Source organism: Amycolatopsis sp. lyj-90 (assembly GCF_046549035.1).
GTDB lineage: Bacteria > Actinomycetota > Actinomycetes > Mycobacteriales > Pseudonocardiaceae > Amycolatopsis.
Genome location: NZ_JAJPWP010000001.1, coordinates 18823 through 37802, shown reverse-complemented (window position 1 = coordinate 37802; position 18980 = coordinate 18823). Strand labels below are relative to the sequence as shown.

The window sequence follows — 18980 nt, the reverse complement described above, 5'->3', positions numbered from 1 at the left end:
GCTCAAGCCCTCCCGGTCAGGGACGCGACCACGTGGTCGACGAGTTCGCCCACGGTCAGCGCGATGATCTCGTCCAGTTCACGGTCCGCGATGAATTCGGCGAAGTTGACCTTGTCGCCGTAGTGGTCCCGCAGCCTGCCGGACAGCGTGACGAGGTCGATGCTCTCCAGTTCGAGGTCGTCGTGGAACTTCGTGTCCCGGCCGATCTCCGCGTCGTCCAGCCCGTATTCCTCGAGCAGTTCACGCAGCATCACGGCGATGTCGGCCAAGACCGTCTCGGCCGGCACGGTTTCAGTGGTCATCTTCGTTCTCCGTCCAAGCCACGACGTAGTCCTTCGCGGGCGTGGCGATCGTGGTGTGCCACACCGGATACCGGGTACCGCCCACCTCCACGGTGAGCCGCCCGCCGTCCGCGCCGACGACGGCGAAAGCGCGCGGGTCGCCGCGCAGGCCGGTGCGGAGCCGTTTCGCGACGGCCTCCTTCGCGGCCCAGAACCTGGTGAACCACAAGGCTTCCGGCGCACGCAGCAGCGCTCGTTCCGCCTCGCCGAGCGCGGCGTCGACCGTGCTCTCAGTCCGGTCTTCCACGGCCTCGACGTCGATCCCGCACGGCCCGGGGCGCGCGATGGCGACACCGAGCGCGTCCCGATGGGCGATCGAGACGGTGAGGCCGGGCAGCTCGCGGCCATAGGCGCCCGAGACGACAGGCGCTCCGGAGGGATCGTTCCCGACCCGGAGTTCGGCGGGGAAGATGTCGCCTTCGCCGTCCCGCCAGAGCATCCGGCGCACGGCGTCCTTCGCCGCGATCCGCCCGAGCAGCCACGCCCGTTTGCCGCGCGGCTGCTGGACGGCGTAGTCCTTCCGTTCCCCACCGGCCAGCACGTTGCGCATGATCAGGTCCCGCGTCGCCAGATCCGGCCACTGCTCGCGGACCAGCGCCCAGCCACCGGGCCGGTCTTCCGACAGCGTGGCGCGCTCCGGTCGCCGGTCCATCGCGCGGATCGCCGGATTGCTGTCGAACCGGCGATCGCGCCAGCCCTCGACCTCCGCCCAGACCCGGCCGCCGCGGATCAGCTGGACGTCCGCTTCGAGTTCCGCGTCGGTGACCGAGACGATGCGAACGACGCAGTCGAGCCACTCCCCCGGCACCGGATGCTCGCCGTAGAACCGGATCCGCCGCATCCCCACCGGGAACACCGTGGTGCGGCTGGGAAGCCTCGACATGATCCAGTACCCGAGCAGCTGACCGGCGTTGTCCAGAAGCGCCCCCGGCGCCTCCGGCGTCCGCAGAGTTCCGCGCACGTGCCGCTCCCCCACCGCGACCAGTTCCGCGACACCCTGGAACTTCGGGCCGTGGAACATCCAGCGATCGGTGTAGAGCTGTTCGGCGCGCAGGTCCGGCGTCCGTTCGTCCTCGGCGGGGAACGTCCACGGCGCGGGCGGGCCGGCGGGAAATCCGTCGTCCAGCTCGATGACGGCCCGCGAGTACTCGCCCAAGGACACGCTGACCCGGGACCGGCTCTCGGGCACCACGGTCACCGGCACGTCCAGCGCGGGTGTCGCGGCGATCCACTGGTTCAGCCGGACGTCCTCCAGCGCGACCGCGCGCCTGCCCAGCGCCGCCTGTTCGGCGAAGTCCATCAGGTGCCCGATCACCGTCGTGGCAGGGACGACCGGCCACGAGTCGGCGGGATCCGCCCCCGGTGGCTGCTTGAAGAAGCAGTGGTCGAGCAGATACGGCATCGTCTCGACCGAGACCCGGAGTTCGGTGCGCAACGGCCGGATCCGGGGCACCGGCCTGGCGGCGAACAGTTCCGCCGCCAGACCGGCGGTGTCGGCCAGCAGCCCGGAAAACTCGGCTGCCAGCGGGTTCCGTTCCCCGAGTTTGTCCAAAGTGGACGTCTTGGCCGCGCCGGGCCGGAAGCCGCGCCTGACGCTCTCGTCGAGTGAGACCAGCGCGCCCCCGAGGTCGAGCCGGATCGCCCGGCCGCGTTTCCCGCCGCTTTGACCTGGCAGGAGTTCGAAAGCCGGATCGGCACCGTCGGCCCACAGGGCGGTGGCGACCCGCAGCAGTTGCGGAAGGCCGGGCCGGTGCGCGGAATGGGCGGCGACGACGAGGTGTTCGCGGTCGTGCAGGGTGTTCCCGATCAGCGAGCCGAGCTGACCGGCGCCCGTCTGCACGAACGCGCGGAACCCGGCCGCGTACATGTTCTCGACGAGACCGCGGAACCGCACCGGTTCCAGCAGATGCCGGACGAACAGCTCGCGGACCTCCCCGGCAGCCGCCGGATAGGGCCTTCCCGTCGTGGCCGACCAGACCGGGAGTTTCGCCGGGTGCAGGGTATAGCGTTCGGCCGCCTCACGGATCGGGCCGAGATACGGCGCGAGCATCGGGGTGTGGAACCCGGACCGGAACGGCAGGACCTGGGAGATCACTCCCTCGGCACGAAAGCCGCGCACGAAGCGTTCGACGACTTCCGACGGGCCGCAGATCATCGCCTGGTTAGGCGCGTTGTCGTGGGAAAGGACCACTTCGGACTGTCCTTCGAGGACTTCGGAGACCGCGGGCGCGCCCGCGCCGATCACCGCGAAGGCCAGTCCTGGCACCTTGAGCGTGTCCGGGTCGAAGGCGGCCAGGAACGCGTCGACCTCGTCGCCGGCGTGGATCCCGGCGACGGCCATCGCGGTCCACTCCCCCAGGCTGTGCCCGGCGAGCGCGTCCGGGGTCACGCGCAGCCCGCGTAGCGCCTTGTCGAGGAGCCTGCCCAGCTGGAAAACGCCTTTGCCGTGCCTGCCGACATCGCCGACGAGGACGTCCGGCGTTTCCCAGGGAATGCCGAAATGCCGCGCGAGATCGTCGGCGTCGGCCTCGAATTCGTTCTCCAGACCGGGAAAGACGAACGCGAGTTTGCCGCGGCCCGCGCCGAGCAGCGGTCGTGGAACGAACCAGAGGTCGTTGCGGCCGCGCCAGGGTCTGCCCTTCGCGACCACCTTCCTGGCCAGGGTGAGCCGCTTGGGCGTCGGGTCGACGAGACCGAGCCTGCATCGACCGCGGCCGGTGTCACCGCTGGTCAAGAGGTCGTCCCGCTCCAGCAGGCAGCCCATCTCGGCGATGGTCGGCGCGGACAGCCGCAGGACCCGTTCGGGTTCTCGGACCTCGGCCACCGCCCGCGTCGCGGCCTGTTCCAGGACGACGTGGGCGTTGATCCCGCCGAACCCGAACGCGTTGACCCCGGCCCGCCGCACCGGCCGCCGGTCGTCGGTCTCCCATGCCTTCGCGGTGCCGAGCGTCTCGAACCGGGTCGCGGCCAGCGCCGGATGCGGCCGCTCGCAGTGCAAGGTCGGCGGGAGAACACCGTGGTACACGGCCAACGCGGCCTTGACCAGTCCGGCGACGCCCGCCGCGGGCATGGTGTGCCCGATCATCGACTTGACCGAACCGAGCACCGCCGTCGGCTCGTCGGCCTGCCCGAAGACCTCCGCGATCGTCGCCAGTTCGGCGACGTCGCCCGCGGGCGTGGCGGTCCCGTGCGCTTCCAGGAGCCCGACCGTGGCGGGATCGACTCCAGCCGCGGTCCAGGCCTGCCGGACCGCGCGGACCTGACCGGCGGAGTCCGGATTGGACAGTCCGGCGGTCCTGCCGTCACTGGCCACGCCGGTACCGGTGATGACGGCGTAGACCCGGTCACCGTCCCGTTCGGCGTCCGCGAGCCGCTTCAGCACCACGACACCGGTGCCCTCCCCGATCAGCACCCCGTCCGCGTCCCGGTGGAACGGCCGGATCCGCTGGCTCCGGGACAACGCGCCGAGCTGGGAGAACACACTCCAGAAGGTGACGTCGTGGCAATGGTGCACGCCGCCCGCCAGCACCACGTCGCAGCGCCCGGTCGCCAGTTCGCGCACGGCGTGGTCGACCGCGACGAGCGAGGAGGCGCAGGCGGCGTCCACCGTGTACGCGGGTCCGCGCAGGTCGAGCCGGTTCGCCAGGCGGGAGGCGGCGAGGTTGGGCACGAGCCCGATCGCGGCGTCAGGAGCTTCGGGGCCGAGCCGGTCGGTGAAGGCCCGGCGCAGTTCCTCCAGCCGCTCGCCGCCGAGTTCGGGCATCAGTTCGCCGAGGGTGCGGACGACCTGGGTGGCCGTCCGGACCCGCTGGTCGAGCCGTACCAGGCCGGGAGTGAGATAGCCGCCGCGGCCGAGGATGACACCGGCTCGCTGCCGGTCGGCGGGCAGCCGGTGCTCGCCACCGGCGTCGGCGATGGCCTGCGCGGCCACCCGCAGCGCGATCAGCTGATCGGGTTCGGTACCCGGGACCGACGACGGCATCACGCCGAAGCCGGTGACGTCCACTTCGGCCAGTTCACCGACGAAACCACCGCGACGGCAGTAGATCCGGTCCGCCCGCGGTTCCGCGTCGGGCTGGTAGTAGCCGGGATCCCAGCGGTCCGCCGGTACCTCGGTGATCGCGTCGACCCCGCCGACGATGTTGCGCCAGTAGGTCTCGAGATCGGGGGCGCCCGGGAACAGCACCGACATCCCGACGATCGCGATCGGCGGTGTTTCGGCCACCGGTCACCACCCCGACGCGGTGTAGGTGACGGCCGTGAGGTCCTCGTCGCCCCACGCCAGTTCGCGCAGCAGGCTCAGCGTGCCTTCTTCGGGGTCGATCAGTTCGATCCCGCGCCGGGCGTAGTCCCGCATCAGTTCCGGGGTGACCATCCCGTTGTTGACCCCGGTCGGCGCCCATGGTCCCCAGTGGACGGTGAGCCCGCGGCGGCCGTACACGGTGGCCCACCGGTGCCCGAGCGCCTCCAGCGCGTCGTTCGCGGCCGCGTAGTCGGACTGTCCCCGGTTGCCCAGCGTCGCGGCGACGCTGCCGAACAGGACGGCGAACTTCGGGGCCTCCGGCAGTTCGCCTGCTGCCGCGAGCAGGGTGCTCGCCCCTTCGACCTTGGTGCCGAAGACGCGGTCGAACGACGCGGGATCCTTGTCCGCGATCAGCTTGTCCTCGATGACGCCCGCCGCGTAGACGATGCCGTCGATCCGGCCGTGCTCGGCGTGGATCTCCTTGACCGCGCGGTGCACGGCCTCCGCGTCGAGCATGTCCACCGAGTGGTAGCGCACCGGGCTGCCGAGGGCGCCGATCCGCCGCAGGGTGCCGCGGACCTCCCGTTCGGCCTCGATGATCCGGATGGTTCGCTCGATCTCGGCCGGTTTGGCCAGCCCGCTCCCGATCAGGGCCGCGCGCAGTTCCGCCGTCGTCTTCGCCGTGGCGATGTCCGGTTCCTCGCCCTCGATGGGCACGGCCGTGCGGCCGAACAGCTCGATCCGGCATCGCGACACCGAGGCGAGCGTGGTGGCCAGCCTGGCGGTGATGCCCTTCGCCCCGCCGACGAGGAGCACGACCGAATCCCGGTCCAGGCCGAGCGCTTCGGCTTCGGCGGTCCCGTCGCCCGCCGGACCGGCACCCGTGCTGCCGAGCAGGCCGAGACCTTCCTCGGTCATCCGCAACCCGCGCCGCGCGCCGTCACGGCGGACGACGACCGGTTCCCAATCACCGGCGGACAACTCCGCGAGCAGGGTCTCGACCTGTTCGTCCACAGTGGATTCAGGGTGCTGCTCGACCACGCGGGCGACCGTGTCCGGGTACTCCTTGGCCACCGTGCGGAAGAAGCCCCGGGCTCCGTCGACGGGGCCGTTCGCGATGAGCCAGCGCGGTCCGCGCGCCAGAACGGCTTGGTACAGCGGGAAGTCGTCGGGAAACGACGGTGCGAGGTGGAACACCCCGTCCGCGCCATGCTCCGGCACACCATGGACCAGTTCGGTCTCTGCGCCGTATCCGGTGAGGCGGGCGACGAGCATCTCGGCGACCTGGCCTTCGCCGACGACGGCGAAGCGGAGCCCGGCGAGTTCTTCGTCGGCGGGGACGGCGTCGGCGAGGTCGAATTCCCGCATCAGATAACGCTTGGGCGCCACCACGACGGCATCGGTCTCGACAGCGGGCGGGGCGGCTTCGGCGCCGCCGCCGGTGATCAGGTCCGCGAGGGCGGCGGCGGTCCTGGCCTTGGCCAGTTCCTCGGGATCGCCGCCGGTGAGGCCCAGCCGGGTCGCCAGCTCGCCGGCGATCTCGGCGCGTTTGATCGAGTCGACGCTCAGGTCGGCTTCCAGATCCAGATCGGGCTCGATCATGTCGACCGGATAGCCGGTCCGCTCCCCGATCACCTCGACGACGACGTCGAACACCGAACGTTCGGGAGCGACCGCGGCGCGAACGGGCTCGGGTACCGGCTCGGGCGACGTGACGAGAGCGGGGAGGGCAGCGGGCGCGGGCGGGCGGACGCCGGGGTCCGTGCCGAAATAGCCGAGCAGGACGTCCCGTTGCGCGGCGATCATCTCACGACTGGTGCGGAGGAACTCCGAAACGAGCGCCTCACCGCCGTCGGTGCCGGGCCGGGATGTCACGATCGCCTCCGTGGGGATTCGCTGGGCTGGATGCAGTGCCGCGGCGGGGATCCGGCCGTCGGCGGTGCGGACGAGCTGTCCGTCGACGGTCCAGCCCGCCTTGTTCACCGGCCGCGCGGACAGCGCGTCCGTGCACGCGCGCCCGGTGAACAGCCTGCCGGTGCGGACGTCCACGCCCGCCACCGCCAGCCTGGCCAGGGCGGCGAGGAATCCGGGGATCCCGGTGCGGCGGCCGCTCTCGAAGGTGACCGTCCGATGTGGACGGCCGTCGAGAACGGCGGCGGCGAGCCGGGTGAGGACGGATCCTGGACCCGCTTCGACGAACGTCCGGGCGCCTGCCTCGTACATGGCTTCGATCTGGTCCGCGAACCGCACCGGCGCGCCGAGCTGCGCGGCCAGTTCGGCACGGATCCCGTCCGGCGACGACGGGTAGGTGCCTGCCGTCCGGTTGGCCCACACCGGGATCTCCGGTCCGGTCACCGGGACGGTGTCGAGCACGCGGGCGAACTCCGTCTCCGCCGGGGCGACCAGCGGGCTGTGGAACGCGCAGGCGACCGGGAGCGTCTTGACCCCGGCCCCGCGCTCCCGCAACCGTTCCACGGCGACGCCGACGGCGGCGGTCGGACCGGAGATCACCGTCTGCTTCGGCGAATTCCGGTTGGCGAGGACGACGGTCTCGTCGAGGCCCTCGGCGACGAGCGCGGCGGTGACGTCGTCGGCGCTCGCGGCGACGGCCGCCATCGCTCCCGGGTCGCCGCCGCCGGTCGCGCCGAGGATCGCCTCCGCCCGTGCCTCGCTGCACGCGAGCAGCGACGCCGAACTCAACGCGCCCGCGGCGGTCAGCGCGACCAGTTCGCCGTAACTGTGGCCCGCGACCATCGAGGGCCGCACCCCTGCCTTCTCCAGCAGATGGTGCGCAGCGAGGCCCACGATCCCGAGCGCGGGTTGCGCGGCCCGGGTGTCGGTCAGCCGGGCGAGCTGAGCCTCGCGTCCGGCCTCGTCGAACGCGGCGGGCGGGAACAGGGCGTCGACGGTGTTCCCTGCGCGCGCGAGGTACCGCCGCAGTTCGGGGAACGCGACGAACAGGTCCGCGAACATCCCGGGACGCTGGCTGCCCTGCCCGGGGAAGAGGAACGCGATCTCGCCCGCCGGTTCACCGTCGGCGGTGAAGATCCCCGCGTTCTCGTCCCGCTCCCCCGCGATGACCCGGCGGAGCAGGGCGGCCAGTTCGTCCACAGTGGACGCGAGGACCGCGAACCTCGAACGGCCACCCCGCCCTTCCGCCCGGCGGGACGCGGCGAGCGCCAGATCGCGCAGGTGCCAGCCTTCGCCGGTGGCGGCGAGAAGATCCTGCGCGGCCTTGATCGCGGCCGCGTCGTCCTCGCCCGCGAACAGGAAGAGTTCCGCGGGCCAGTCGTCGAGGGTCTTCGCGGGCGGAACGGCGCCTTCGTGGGCGGTGAGGACCACGTGGAAGTTGGTGCCGCCGAAGCCGAAGGCGCTCACCCCGGCGACGCGCTCGTCCTCGGCCCACGGCCGCGCTTCGGTGTGGAACGCGAACGGGCTGCTCGCCGGATCCCACGCGGGATTCGGCCGCTCCAGGTGCAGCGTCGGCGGTTTGACGCCGGTGTGCAGCGCGAGGCTCGCCTTGATCAGCCCGGCCAGCCCGGCGGCGCATTTCGTGTGGCCGATCTGGGATTTCACCGAACCGAGCGCGCACCGGCCGGGTTCGGCGCCCGCCTCGGTGAAGACCTGGGTGAGGGTGCCGAGTTCGGTGCGGTCGCCGACGACGGTGCCGGTGCCGTGCGCTTCGACGAGCCCGACGCGCGACGGCGAGATCCCGGCGTTGCGGTACGCCCTGGTCAGCGCGTTGTGCTGGCCCTCGGGCCGGGGCGCGGTGAGCCCGAGCGCCCGGCCGTCGCTGGCGCTGCCGACGCCCTTGATGACGGCGTAGACCCGGTCGCCGTCGCGTTCGGCGTCCGCGAGCCGCTTCAGGACGACGCATCCGACACCCTCGCCCAGCGCGATCCCGTCGGCGGCGCCGTCGAAGGTGGCCGAGCGGCCGGACGGGGAGAGTGCGTGCACCGAGGAGAACAGCAGGTAGTCGTTGATGCCGTTGTGCAGGTCGGCGCCGCCGCACAGGACGAGGTCGCTGGTACCGGTGACGAGTTCCTTGCAGGCGGCGTCGACGGCGGTCAGCGAAGACGCGCAAGCCGCGTCGACCGTGTAGTTCGCGCCGCCGAGGTCGAGGCGGTTCGCGATCCGGCCCGCGATGACGTTGGCGAGTACGCCGGGGAACGAGTCCTCGGTGAGGCGCGGCAGCTGGCGGTCGAGGTCGGCCGGGAGTTCGCCGAGGTAGGACGGGAGCACGGTCCGCAGGGTCATCGCGTTGGACAGGTCGCTCCCGGCCTCCGCGCCGAAGATCACCGACGTGCGGGACCGGTCGAAGGCACGTTCGGCGTAGCCGGCGTCGGCGAGCGCCCGCCTCGACACTTCCAGTGCCAGCAGCTGGACGGGTTCGATGCTCGCGAGCGACGCGGGCGGGATGCCGTGGTCGAGCGGGTCGAACGGGATCTCCGGCAGGAAGCCGCCCCACCGCGACGGTGTCTTCTCGCCGTCACCATCGGGCGCGTAGTAGAGCGACGGATCCCAGCGCTGGGGCGGGACCTCGGTGACCGAGTCCACTCCGGACAGGATGTTCGACCAGAACGACGGGAGATCGCCCGCCTGCGGGAACACGCAGGCCATCCCCACGATGGCGATGTCGAGCGGTTCCGGGGCGGGCTCGTCGTCCCGCTCGCCGAGCAGTTCGGCCGCGCGGGCTTCGCGGAACGCCAGCGCCCCGGGACCGACGGCCTCGTGCAACCGGGCGATCGTGGTGACCTCGGAGCGGAGGACCGCGACGTCACCCGCCATGAACATGCCTTCGGCGAGCTGCCGGTCTTCGGCGACCGGGCTCAGCGCGTCCCCGATCCGCTCGATTCCCTTGCTGGCCAGGCGAAGCCGTCCGACGTTGAGCTTCTCCAGCCGCTCCCACGCCGCACGATCCGGCACTTCCCGGTCTTTCAACTCGCGTTTGAGCTCCGCGTACTCGGTCGTGAAGGCCGAACGCACGCACCGCGTCGCGTGGCCCGGAGCAGTCTCCAGCAGGTCGGTGCGCGTGGCTTGGACGACCTGGCGCTGGAACAACGGCAGGATCGCGCCCGCGCGGACGGCCTCTTCGGTGAACAGGTACGCCGTCCCCATCAGGAGGCCGACGGTCGCGCCGAGCCGGGTCAGCGGCGCCGCGGCCGCGGCGACCATCGCGGCCGACCGCTCGTCGTGCACTCCACCCGCGAAGTACACCTCGACCTCGCCCGCGTACTCGAGAAGCACACCGATCTGGGCTTCCCACAACGGAAAACTGGCCCTCGGGCCGACGTGCCCGCCGCATTCGGCACCCTCGAAGACGAATTTGCGCGCCCCCGCTTCGAGGAACTGGCGTAGCAGTCCCGGTGACGGGACGTGCAGGAACGTCGAGATACCGGCGTCTTCCAGCGCCTTCGCCTGCGCCGGGCGGCCTCCGGCGATGATCGCGTGACTCGGCCGGACCTCGCGGATCACCTCCAGTTGCGCGGCTCGGACCTCCTCCGCGGCGAACCCGAGGACGCCGACACCCCAAGGCGCGTCACCCAGCGTCGCCTTGGTCTTTTCGAGCATCTCGCGAGTCTGCGCGGGCCCGGACAACGCCAGTGCCAGGAACGGCAGCGCTCCCCCGGCGGCGACGGCTCCGGCGAACTCGGGTTGATCGCTGACCCGCGTCATCGGACCCTGCGCGAGCGGCAGGACACCGCCCGAAGCGGTGAGGCCACCGGTGATCGACGCGTGGACGGCCGGGAGCGTTCCCCAGGTGTCACGGAAACGCTGGGGCAGGAACGCGTCCTGCCCCACTTCCAGGTCCGGGCGCCGGCGGAGGCCCCGTATTCCGCCGTCCACAATGGTCTCGGAACCGTCGAGACCTTCCAGGGCCATCGTGACGTCCGACGGGAGTTCCGCTTCGGGGAGCAGCGCGAACGCGGTGTCGAGCACGACACCGGCGGCGCCACCGGCGACCGCGGCGGCCGCCGTATGCACGCCTATCCCGCCGTACGCCCAGACCGGGACGCCGATCGCCGGGTCGGCCAGCAACTGCTGCAGGAAGACGAAGGTGCCGAGTTCGCCGATCCTGCCGCCCGCCTCGTGACCTCGGGCGACGAGACCGTCCGCCCCGGCGGCGACGGCTCGTACGGCTTCGTCCCGGCTGGTGACTTCGGTGAGTACCCGCCGGTCACCGAAGTCCATAGTGGACAGTGTGGTGCCCGCGGCGAGTAGAACCGTGTGCACCGCCAGGGGAAGCTCCGCCGGTCTCGCGACGCGGACGCCGAAGCCGGTTTCGAGCAGACTCTCCGCCAAGTCCAGTTCTTCGCGCGCGGCCCGGTTTCCGCTGGTCAGGTCCAGGACACCGAGCGCACCGGCACGCGTCGCCGCCGCGGCGAACCGAGCGGAGGGCACACCGAAGGGATGCACCGCGATGAGCAGATCCGCCGTACCGGTCGACATTGAGGCATCGGCGCCACGAAGCGACTTACCCACGGGAAGCCTCCGAGCACACGGAAGAGTGATTTGGTTACCGGGCGTACTTAAACGCAGGCGGGGCTTCACGTCAATACTCGACAGTAGGGTTTCCGGTCACAGGAACCGGATGGCGGTACGCCGACCTGCGAAACGCGAGGATCGTCGCGAAAAATTAGCGTTCCGGATACAGGGCGGACATCCACGACGCGCGGTTTTCCCGCAGTAGCAGGGAAGAACCGTCAACGACCAGGTGTCCCAACACCCGATACGCCATCCGGCCTGTTACCCGGAGTTCACCATTCCGCTTTAGCCAGTACCACCGGAAATGGTGGTCCACCGCCATTCCGGGGAATTGCCGACGATTCGCCCTATCGTCGGTATCACCCCGGCGGGGCTTTCGGTATCACGCGCGATTAACGGACCGTTCACAGAGAAACGTGAAAGGACTCAGCGGGATTTCGCATTCCGCACCGCGATGGCCAGCAGCGCGGCGGCCGGACCGGCCAGCCGCCGCCCGGCGGGCCAGACCGCCCGTAGTTCCCGGCCGAAGTCGACGCCCTCGACGGCGACCGGGACGAGCCTGCCTTCGGCGACGTCCCGGACGATGGCGAGTTCACTGATCACCGCCGGACCGGCACCCGCGATCACGGCGTTGCCGACCGCGGAGGCCGAACCCAGTTCCAGCAACGGTTTCGCCGGTCCGACACCGGCCTTGCGCAGCGCGGTGTCCACGGTCTCCCTGGTCCCGGAACCCGGTTCGCGGACCACGAGTGGCGTGATCGCCAGTTCGGCCGCGGTCACGGGCCGTCGCTTGCGGGCCCATGGATGGTTTCCGGGCACGACGAGGACCAGTCGATCGGTGGCCACCCGCTTCGACGAAAGGCCGGGTAACGAGCCGGGCGACTCGACGAACCCGAGGTCGACCTTGCCCTCCCTCGCCAGTTCGGCGGCCTGATCGGAATTGGTGACCTCCAGGCCGAGGTACAGCCCGGGGTCGCCGCGTTTGAGCTCGCCGATCCAGCCCGGCACCAGATACTCGGCCAGGGTCATGCTCGCGGCGACCCGCAGTTGCGCCTCGTGCTGGGTGCGCAGCGCTTCGGCACCGTCGAGCAGGCCGTCGACTTCGGACAGCACACGACGCGCCCAGCCCGCGATGACCTGGCCGTCGGGGGTCAGCACGGAACCCCGCCGCGTCCGGTCGACCAGCACCAGTCCGAGCCGTCGCTCGACTGTGGACAGTCGTTTGCTCGCCGACGGCTGCGCGATCCCGAGCCTGGTCGCGGCCTGCCCGATGCTGCCGAGTTCGTCCACGAGGACCAGCAGGCGCAGCGAGTCCAGATCGGGTGTGGTCATAGCCCAAGTCTATGACCTACCCCTGGTACTCCCGGCTACCGAGGCCGCCCCGGCCGGGCGAGGCTCGAACCATGAGCAAGACGCACGTGAGACCGGCGAAGCCCTACTTGACCGCGCTGACCATCACCGGCGCCGGAGTGGCCGCCGCGTACCTGGTCGGCACCGCGGTCCCGGTCGTCAGCGCGCTCACCATCGCCGTCGTGCTCGGCATCCTCGCCGGCTCGCTGCCGTCGTTGCCGGACGAGACCCGGAAAGCGATCTCCGGAGTCACCAAGAAGCTGCTTCGCGCCGGTGTCGTGCTGCTGGGCCTGCAGCTTTCGCTCCCGTCGGTCCTCGCGCTGGGCCCCGGCACCCTGCTCGCCGTGGTGCTCACGGTCGGCATCACGTTCCTCGGCACGATCGGCCTCGGCAGGCTCCTCGGGGTGCCGCGGGGACTGGCGATGCTGGTCGCCACCGGGTTCTCGATCTGCGGCGCGTCCGCCATCGCCGCGATGGAAGGCGTCGTCAAACGGGAGGACTCCGACGTCGCGACCGCGGTCGCGCTGGTCACCTTCTACGGCGGGCTCGCCATCGCGGCCGTCCCGCTGCTCGGCGGCTGGCTGCGCCTCGACGCGGCCCGGATCGGCGAATGGGCCGGGCTCAGCGTGCACGAGGTCGCGCAGGTCGTCGCCGCGGCCACCCCCGCGGGCAGCGCGGCCATCGCGGTCGCCATCGTGATCAAGCTCAGCCGGGTGGTCCTGCTGGCCCCGATGGTCGCCGCGGTCGGCGTGGCCGAACGCCACCGTCCCGCCGACGGGAAGCGACCGCCGCTGGTCCCGCTGTTCGTCCTCGGTTTCCTGGCGATGGCCGCCGTGCGCAGCACCGGGATCGTGCCGGGTTTCGCGCTCGACGTCGCCAAGGTCGCCTGCACACTGTTGCTGGCCGGAGCGCTGTTCGGGCTCGGCTGCGCGGTGCGGATCGGCACGCTCGTCCGCACCGGGGGCCGCGCCCTGGTGCTCGGCCTGCTCTCCACCCTGCTGGTCGGCACCACCGCCCTGGTCACGCTGTCCGTGCTCGGCTGAGAACGGCCACGGCGAGCAGCGCGACCACCCCGCCGGCGACCATCACGGCCGGGACGGAGACCGAGTCGACGACGATCCCGCCGAGGAGCGCGCCCGCCGAGAGGGTCGCCTGGAACGACGAGGTGAACAGCACCGACGCGGCTTCGGGCGCCCGCGGTGCCGCCTTCGCGAACCACGTTCCCGAACAGACCGGGACCGCACCGTAGGCGAAGCCCCAGACGACCAGCAAGACGAGCGCGGCTGCTTTCGAGTCGCCGAGGAACGGCAACGCGAGTGTCGCGAGACCGATCAGGCCCGCGGCGGCGAGGAAAGTGAGCCGCAGATCGCGGGCGATCGCCACGCCCGCGACGAAGTTGCCCGCGATCCCGGCGGTTCCGTAGGCGAGCAGGAAGACGGTGATCAGCTCCGGGCTCACCTGCGTCACCTGGCGCAGGAGCGGCGTGACGTAGGTGTAGGTCCCGAAGTGGGCGAGCACGACCAGCACCGTGACGAGCAGGCCGAGCCGGGTCGCCCGGCCGCGGGTCAGCTCGCGCAGGACGTCGAGCCGGGTGGTGCCCGCGGGCGGCAGTAGAGGCAGCGTGAGTGCCAGCGCCGCGAGCACGCCGAACGTGAAGACGGCCATCACGGCGAAGGCCGCCCGCCAGCCGAAGAGTTCGCCGACGAACGTCCCCGCCGGAACTCCCAGAACGGAGCCGAGCGGCACGGCGGAGAAGATCACCGCGGTCGCCGTACCCGCGCGTGCGGGACCGACGAGCCGCGCGGCGAGCCCGGAACCGATCGCCCAGAACGCACCGATGACCAGGCCGACCAGGACTCGCGAGACGAGCACCGCCCAGTAGGCCTGCGCGGTGGCCGCGAGGACGTCGGCCAGGGCCAGCACCACCATCAGCGCGCACAGCAGGGCGCGCCGGTCGATCCGGCCCGCGGCGACGGTGACGGCCGGTGCGGCGAGCGCGGCGAGGAACCCGGGCAGGGTCATGGTCAGGCCCGCCGTCCCCGGCGTGATCCGGAAGTCCTCGCCGATCGGGGTCAGGAGGCCGATCGGCAGGATCTCCGTGGTGACGAGGGAGAAGATCCCCAGTGTCACCGCGAGGACGGCGAGCCATCCCTTCAGCGGGGTCCGGGCGGTGGTGTCGAGGGCCGGGGTGATCATGTGCCCCAGCCCATCACCGCGCGGACACCGCGGTCTGGCGGAATCGCGACGTGGCCGTGTTGCTAACTCCGGGACCGCTGGGTCACCACGATGCAGGCGACCACGATCAACGCCGTCACCGGCGCGGCCGCCGGAAGGTGCTCACCGAGCAGCAGGACCGCCCAGACCAGCGTCAGCAACGGCTGGGCCAGCTGCAACTGGCTCGCCCGCGTGACCCCGATCTCGGCCATTCCCTTGTACCAGGCGAAGAACCCGCCGAACTGCGAGATGAGCGCGACATACAGCAGACCGGCGATCCCCTCACCGGTGACGTGCAGCGGCTCGGTCACGAGACCGAAGACGGCGAACGCGGCGGTCACCGGCAGCGCGAGCACCAGCGCCCAGCCGATCACCTGCCAGCCCGCCATTTTCCTGGCGAGCCGCCCGCCCTCGGCGTACCCGAACGCGCACAGCACGAGCGCGCCGAACAGGAACAGGTCCGCTGTGGACAGTCCGCCGCCGCTCTGGCCGACGGTGAACACCACGACGGCGCTCGCGCCCACCGCGGCTGCGAGCCAGAACCGGCGGGACGGCCGGTGCCCGGTGAGTCTCGACGAGACGACGGCGGTGGCCATCGGCAGCAGCCCGATCACCACCGCCGAATGCGCCGTCGACGACGTCTGCAGGGCGAGCGTGGTCAGTACCGGGAACGCGAGGACACAACCGAGGGCGACCACGGCGAGGCCGCGCCACTGCTCGCGCTTCGGCAGCGGGACCCGGAAGGCGCGGAGACAGGCGGCCGCGACCAGCGCGGCCAGGACACTCCGCACACCGGTGGCGGTCCACGGGCCGAAGCCCTTGAGCGCCCAGACGGTGGCGGGGAACGTGAAGGAGAAGGCGAAGACACCCAGCGCCGCCAGGGCGGTCCCGGAGCGGACCGCTACTGCCCGGTCCGCGATAGCGCTATCATCCAGTCTCATGTCCGATGGTAGCAGTGTCACCAGCCTGGTCACCCAGCTGCGGTCCGAGCTTGAGCGCTATCCGATTGAAGGAAAGCTCCCGTCCAGCCGGGAGCTCGTCCGGCAGCTGAAGGTCAGCCCGGTGACGGTGTCGCGCGCCATCGCCGCGCTGGCCGCGGAAGGCCTGGTGACCAGCCGTCCCGGCGCCGGCGTCTTCCGCGCCCCGCCCCCACGCGAGGTCGCGGTGACCGGCGACGTCTCGTGGCAGGAGGTGGCGCTGAGCTCACAGACCGGGATCCGCGCGATCGACGCGACCGGAGTGCTCGCCGCGCTGAGCGACCCACCGTCGGGTGTCATCGATCTCAACGGCGGCTACACGCATCCGAGCCTCCACCCGGAACGCGAACTCGCGACGGCGTCGGCCCGCGCCGGACGCCGTCCCGGCGCGTGGACCCGGCCGCCGATCTGCGGCCTGCCCGAACTGCGAGCCTGGTTCGCCCGCGACATCGGCAGCCCGGTGAACGTCGAGAACGTGCTGGTCACCGCGGGTGGGCAGAGCGCGCTGACCACGGCGTTGCGCGCGCTCGGCGCCCCCGGCGCGCCGGTGCTGGTGGAATCGCCGACGTACCCGGGGATGCTGGCCATCGCGAGGGCTTCGGGGCTGCGGCCGGTACCGGTGCCGATCGACCGCGACGGCGTCCGGCCCGAACTGCTCGCCGACGCCTTCCGCGACACCGGCGCCCGCCTGTTCGTCTGCCAGCCCGCCTTCCAGAACCCGACCGGCGCCGTGCTGTGCGCCGAACGCCGGGCCGAGGTCCTGCGGATCGCCCGTGACGCGGGCGCTTTCGTCATCGAGGACGATTTCGCGCGCCTGATGGCACACCCCGGCAGCCCCGCTCCCCCGCCGCCGCTGGTGGCCGACGACCCCGACGGTGTCGTGGTGCACATCCGGTCGCTCACGAAACCGGCGTCACCGAGCTTGCGGATCAGCGCGCTGGCCGCCCGCGGCCCGGCGCTGGAACGGCTGCGCGGGCTCCACGCCGTCGAGAGTTTCTTCGTCCCGCGGCCGCTGCAGGAAACCGCCCTCGAGCTGGTGAGTTCCCCCGCGTGGACACGCCATCTGCGGACCCTCGCCGTCGCGTTGCGCGAACGCCGCGACGTCGCCGTCTCGGCGCTGCGGGAGTTCCTGCCCTCGTGGCGCGCGGTCCCGGTCCCGACCGGTGGATATCACCTGTGGCAGCCTCTGCCCGGTTTCGTCGACGAAGTCGCTTTGACCAGCGCCGGTTTCCGCGCCGGAGTAGCGGTCACGCCCGGCAGGCTCTACTTCGCGGCCGAGGCTCCGGGGCCCTATCTGCGCCTGAGTTACGTCAGCACCGCGACCGGCGCGCAGGTGCGGGACGGGATCAAACGCCTTTCCCAGGCATACCAAGAGATCTCGGGTTAACCCTGCCCGAGCGGCATGCGGCCCGTGCTCGTACCATCGCGCACGGAGGCGAAGAACAGGCATGACACAGCCGGCGGCGGAGCCGCACGATTCACCCGGCAGGCTCTGGGAACTGCTCGACGACGGCCAGCGCAAGGCGTTGCGCGCCGAGGCCGAGCTGCGTCGGTACCCGGCCGGGACGGTGATCATCCGCGAGGGCGACCGGTCGGACTGGGTGCTGATCCTGATGACCGGGCGGGTCAAGATCACGTCGGTGTCCACCGGCGGCTACGACGCGGTGCTCGCCGTCCGCGATCCGGGCGACATCATCGGCGAGATGGCGTCGATGGACGGCGCCCTGCGCTCGGCGACGGCGATCGCCGTCGAACCGGTCACCGGGCTGTGGCTGTCCTCGCGGGCGTTCAACTCCGTGCTCCGCGAACACGCCGGCATCTCCGTCGTCCTGCTCCGGATCATCACCTCCCGGCTGCGCTACGCCAACTCTCGCCGTACCGAATTCGGCGACAGCACCGCCGCCGAACGCATCGCCGCGATCCTGGTCGATCTCGCCGAGCGGTACGGCGTCCCCGTCCCCGACGGCACCCTGATCGCCCTGCGGATCAGCCAGCAGGATCTGGCGGGACTCGCGTCCGCGTCGCGGGAAGCCGTCGCGCGGACGCTGCGGACCCTGCGCACCGACGGGCTGCTCAGCACCGGGCGCCAGCGGCTCGTCGTCCGGAGCCTGAAGGACCTCAGGCAGCTGGCACCCGACGACCGCTGAGCCGCCACGGCAGGCCGAAATGGCGCTCCACCCGCGCTCCGGTGGCGGAGAACAGTTTCCGCACGCGCGGCTCGTTCTCCGGGTCGAAGTCCGGCGTGGTCCCGATCAGTTCGCCGAGTTCGCGGGTGAGCCTGGCCGCGGCGCTCCCCGGTACCAGCAGGACCCGCACCGGCGCGAGGCTGCGCACGGCCGGTGGCGGCGCGATGAGATCGATCCGGGCCCGGATGAGACCGGTGAGCCTCGCCAGCCAGAGGAAGGCGCCCACCGCCGCCCAGGCCACCAGCTCCGCCAGGATGACCGGGGACAGGATCAGCGCCAGCCCGGCCGCCTGCGCGACGGCGAACCCCAGCATCAGCCAGTCCTCGAAGCCCGGTCGTTTCCCGGCGGCGGGCCCGCCGCGGAGCCGGGTGAACGACACTTCCCGGTAGCTCTCGCTCTCGGTGACGATGGCGAGCGGGCGGATCCGGCGAAGCCAGGGCGCGAACCGGCGCACGATCAGCCACTCGCCGCCGTCGGTATCGGTCACCCGCATCACGTTCCCCCTCACCGGTGACCGGATCCTGGCACAGATCGCCCGCCGTCAGGTGGCGATCGCGGCAGTCCGGCGGCGGAGCAGGGTGCGGTGCTTCTCCACTCGCACGTCGAAGCGGGTGAGTACCGCACGCACCGCGGGATCACCCGGATCGAACATGATCCGGTCACGGAACAGGGCGCGCAGTTCGGTGGCCAACGGGTCGGCGAGGTCACGGTGGACCTTGAGGATCGCCAGCGAGACCAGGCCGGTCCGATCCTTGTTCCAACCGGCGACATCGACCCGCTCGGGTGCCTTCCGGAACCACCGGACGGCCTGCGCGACGGACCCCGCGACGCCCTGCGCCAGCATCTCCAGCCACCGGACCGGCACCAGCAGCAGCCCGAAGAGCAGATAGAACGGGATCTCGACGAGCGCTTCCAGGAAGACCAGCACGCCGAGCAGTCCGACGGCCGCCTTGTTCACGGGCCCGTCCTCGGGATCGTCGTTGGGCAGGTCCTTGAGATACAGCGTCCAGTCCGCGGTGATCTTGTAATGCCGGTAACCACCCTTGAGGAACGCGAACGGCTGAACCCACCGGCGCCACGGCGCGAAACGGCGAATGATCTCCCACTGACGCCCCTCGGCATCGATCACCTTCATGCGGCCCTCCCCTTCCGATGTCGCGCCGTGGCCGGCTGAAGGAACTTT

The 18980-nt window shown here is 71.4% G+C and carries 11 protein-coding genes; 3 read left to right on the top strand and 8 right to left on the bottom strand.

The window, feature by feature from the left end; all coding sequences use genetic code 11:
• Positions 1-2: 2 nt before the first annotated feature.
• The 4 genes from ACLJPX_RS00150 to ACLJPX_RS00135 form a co-directional block, all read right to left on the bottom strand.
• Complete coding sequence (locus ACLJPX_RS00150) at positions 3-302, bottom strand: acyl carrier protein (protein ID WP_410598117.1); 300 nt, start codon at positions 300-302, stop codon at positions 3-5.
• Entirely contained in the window at positions 292-4533 is a 4242-nt protein-coding gene (locus tag ACLJPX_RS00145; protein ID WP_410599068.1) for a beta-ketoacyl synthase N-terminal-like domain-containing protein, read from the bottom strand. The genes ACLJPX_RS00150 and ACLJPX_RS00145 overlap by 11 nt, the downstream gene beginning before the upstream one ends.
• Before the next feature lie 36 nt (positions 4534-4569).
• Entirely contained in the window at positions 4570-11034 is a 6465-nt protein-coding gene (locus tag ACLJPX_RS00140) for an SDR family oxidoreductase (protein ID WP_410598116.1), read from the bottom strand.
• A gap of 462 nt (positions 11035-11496) precedes the next feature.
• Positions 11497-12402, bottom strand: coding sequence for a LysR family transcriptional regulator (locus ACLJPX_RS00135; protein ID WP_101606941.1), 906 nt, complete (start codon positions 12400-12402; stop codon positions 11497-11499).
• 71 nt (positions 12403-12473) lie between these two features.
• On the opposite strand from ACLJPX_RS00135, the gene ACLJPX_RS00130 reads away from it, so the two are divergent.
• Positions 12474-13463 carry a YeiH family protein gene (locus tag ACLJPX_RS00130; protein ID WP_101606940.1) on the top strand — a complete coding sequence of 330 codons (990 nt, stop codon included), beginning with the start codon at positions 12474-12476 and terminating at the stop codon, positions 13461-13463.
• Here the strand turns inward: ACLJPX_RS00130 and ACLJPX_RS00125 are convergent.
• Complete coding sequence (locus ACLJPX_RS00125; protein WP_410598115.1) at positions 13441-14616, bottom strand: MFS transporter; 1176 nt, start codon at positions 14614-14616, stop codon at positions 13441-13443. The genes ACLJPX_RS00130 and ACLJPX_RS00125 overlap by 23 nt on opposite strands.
• A 62-nt stretch (positions 14617-14678) precedes the next feature.
• Positions 14679-15575, bottom strand: coding sequence for a DMT family transporter (locus ACLJPX_RS00120; protein WP_410598114.1), 897 nt, complete (start codon positions 15573-15575; stop codon positions 14679-14681).
• On the opposite strand from ACLJPX_RS00120, the gene ACLJPX_RS00115 reads away from it, so the two are divergent.
• Positions 15574-16998, top strand: coding sequence for a PLP-dependent aminotransferase family protein (locus ACLJPX_RS00115; RefSeq protein WP_410598113.1), 1425 nt, complete (start codon positions 15574-15576; stop codon positions 16996-16998). The two genes, ACLJPX_RS00120 and ACLJPX_RS00115, sit on opposite strands and share 2 nt — an antisense overlap.
• Before the next feature lie 61 nt (positions 16999-17059).
• A complete protein-coding gene (locus ACLJPX_RS00110) occupies positions 17060-17758 on the top strand; it encodes a Crp/Fnr family transcriptional regulator (protein ID WP_101606936.1) in 699 nt (232 codons plus the stop codon).
• On the opposite strand, the gene ACLJPX_RS00105 is transcribed toward ACLJPX_RS00110, so the two are convergent.
• Both ACLJPX_RS00105 and ACLJPX_RS00100 read right to left on the bottom strand, forming a co-directional pair.
• Positions 17730-18290: a hypothetical protein gene (locus tag ACLJPX_RS00105; protein WP_101606935.1), complete on the bottom strand. Its 561-nt coding sequence runs from the start codon at positions 18288-18290 to the stop codon at positions 17730-17732. The genes ACLJPX_RS00110 and ACLJPX_RS00105 overlap by 29 nt on opposite strands.
• A gap of 48 nt (positions 18291-18338) precedes the next feature.
• Entirely contained in the window at positions 18339-18932 is a 594-nt protein-coding gene (locus ACLJPX_RS00100; protein ID WP_410598112.1) for a hypothetical protein, read from the bottom strand.
• Between the last annotated feature and the right edge of the window lie 48 nt (positions 18933-18980).

Bases quoted from the DNA above. Each gene is read 5' to 3' on its own strand.
- ACLJPX_RS00150 (WP_410598117.1), bottom strand. From the start codon at position 302: ATGACCACTGAAACCGTGCCGGCCGAGACGGTCTTGGCCGACATCGCC.
- ACLJPX_RS00145 (WP_410599068.1), bottom strand. From the start codon at position 4,533: ATGTCGGTGCTGTTCCCGGGCGCCCCCGATCTCGAGACCTACTGGCGC.
- ACLJPX_RS00140 (WP_410598116.1), bottom strand. From the start codon at position 11,034: ATGTCGACCGGTACGGCGGATCTGCTCATCGCGGTGCATCCCTTCGGT.
- ACLJPX_RS00135 (WP_101606941.1), bottom strand. From the start codon at position 12,402: ATGACCACACCCGATCTGGACTCGCTGCGCCTGCTGGTCCTCGTGGAC.
- ACLJPX_RS00130 (WP_101606940.1), top strand. From the start codon at position 12,474: ATGAGCAAGACGCACGTGAGACCGGCGAAGCCCTACTTGACCGCGCTG.
- ACLJPX_RS00125 (WP_410598115.1), bottom strand. From the start codon at position 14,616: ATGATCACCCCGGCCCTCGACACCACCGCCCGGACCCCGCTGAAGGGA.
- ACLJPX_RS00115 (WP_410598113.1), top strand. From the start codon at position 15,574: ATGTCCGATGGTAGCAGTGTCACCAGCCTGGTCACCCAGCTGCGGTCC.
- ACLJPX_RS00120 (WP_410598114.1), bottom strand. From the start codon at position 15,575: ATGAGACTGGATGATAGCGCTATCGCGGACCGGGCAGTAGCGGTCCGC.
- ACLJPX_RS00110 (WP_101606936.1), top strand. From the start codon at position 17,060: ATGACACAGCCGGCGGCGGAGCCGCACGATTCACCCGGCAGGCTCTGG.
- ACLJPX_RS00105 (WP_101606935.1), bottom strand. From the start codon at position 18,290: ATGCGGGTGACCGATACCGACGGCGGCGAGTGGCTGATCGTGCGCCGG.
- ACLJPX_RS00100 (WP_410598112.1), bottom strand. From the start codon at position 18,932: ATGAAGGTGATCGATGCCGAGGGGCGTCAGTGGGAGATCATTCGCCGT.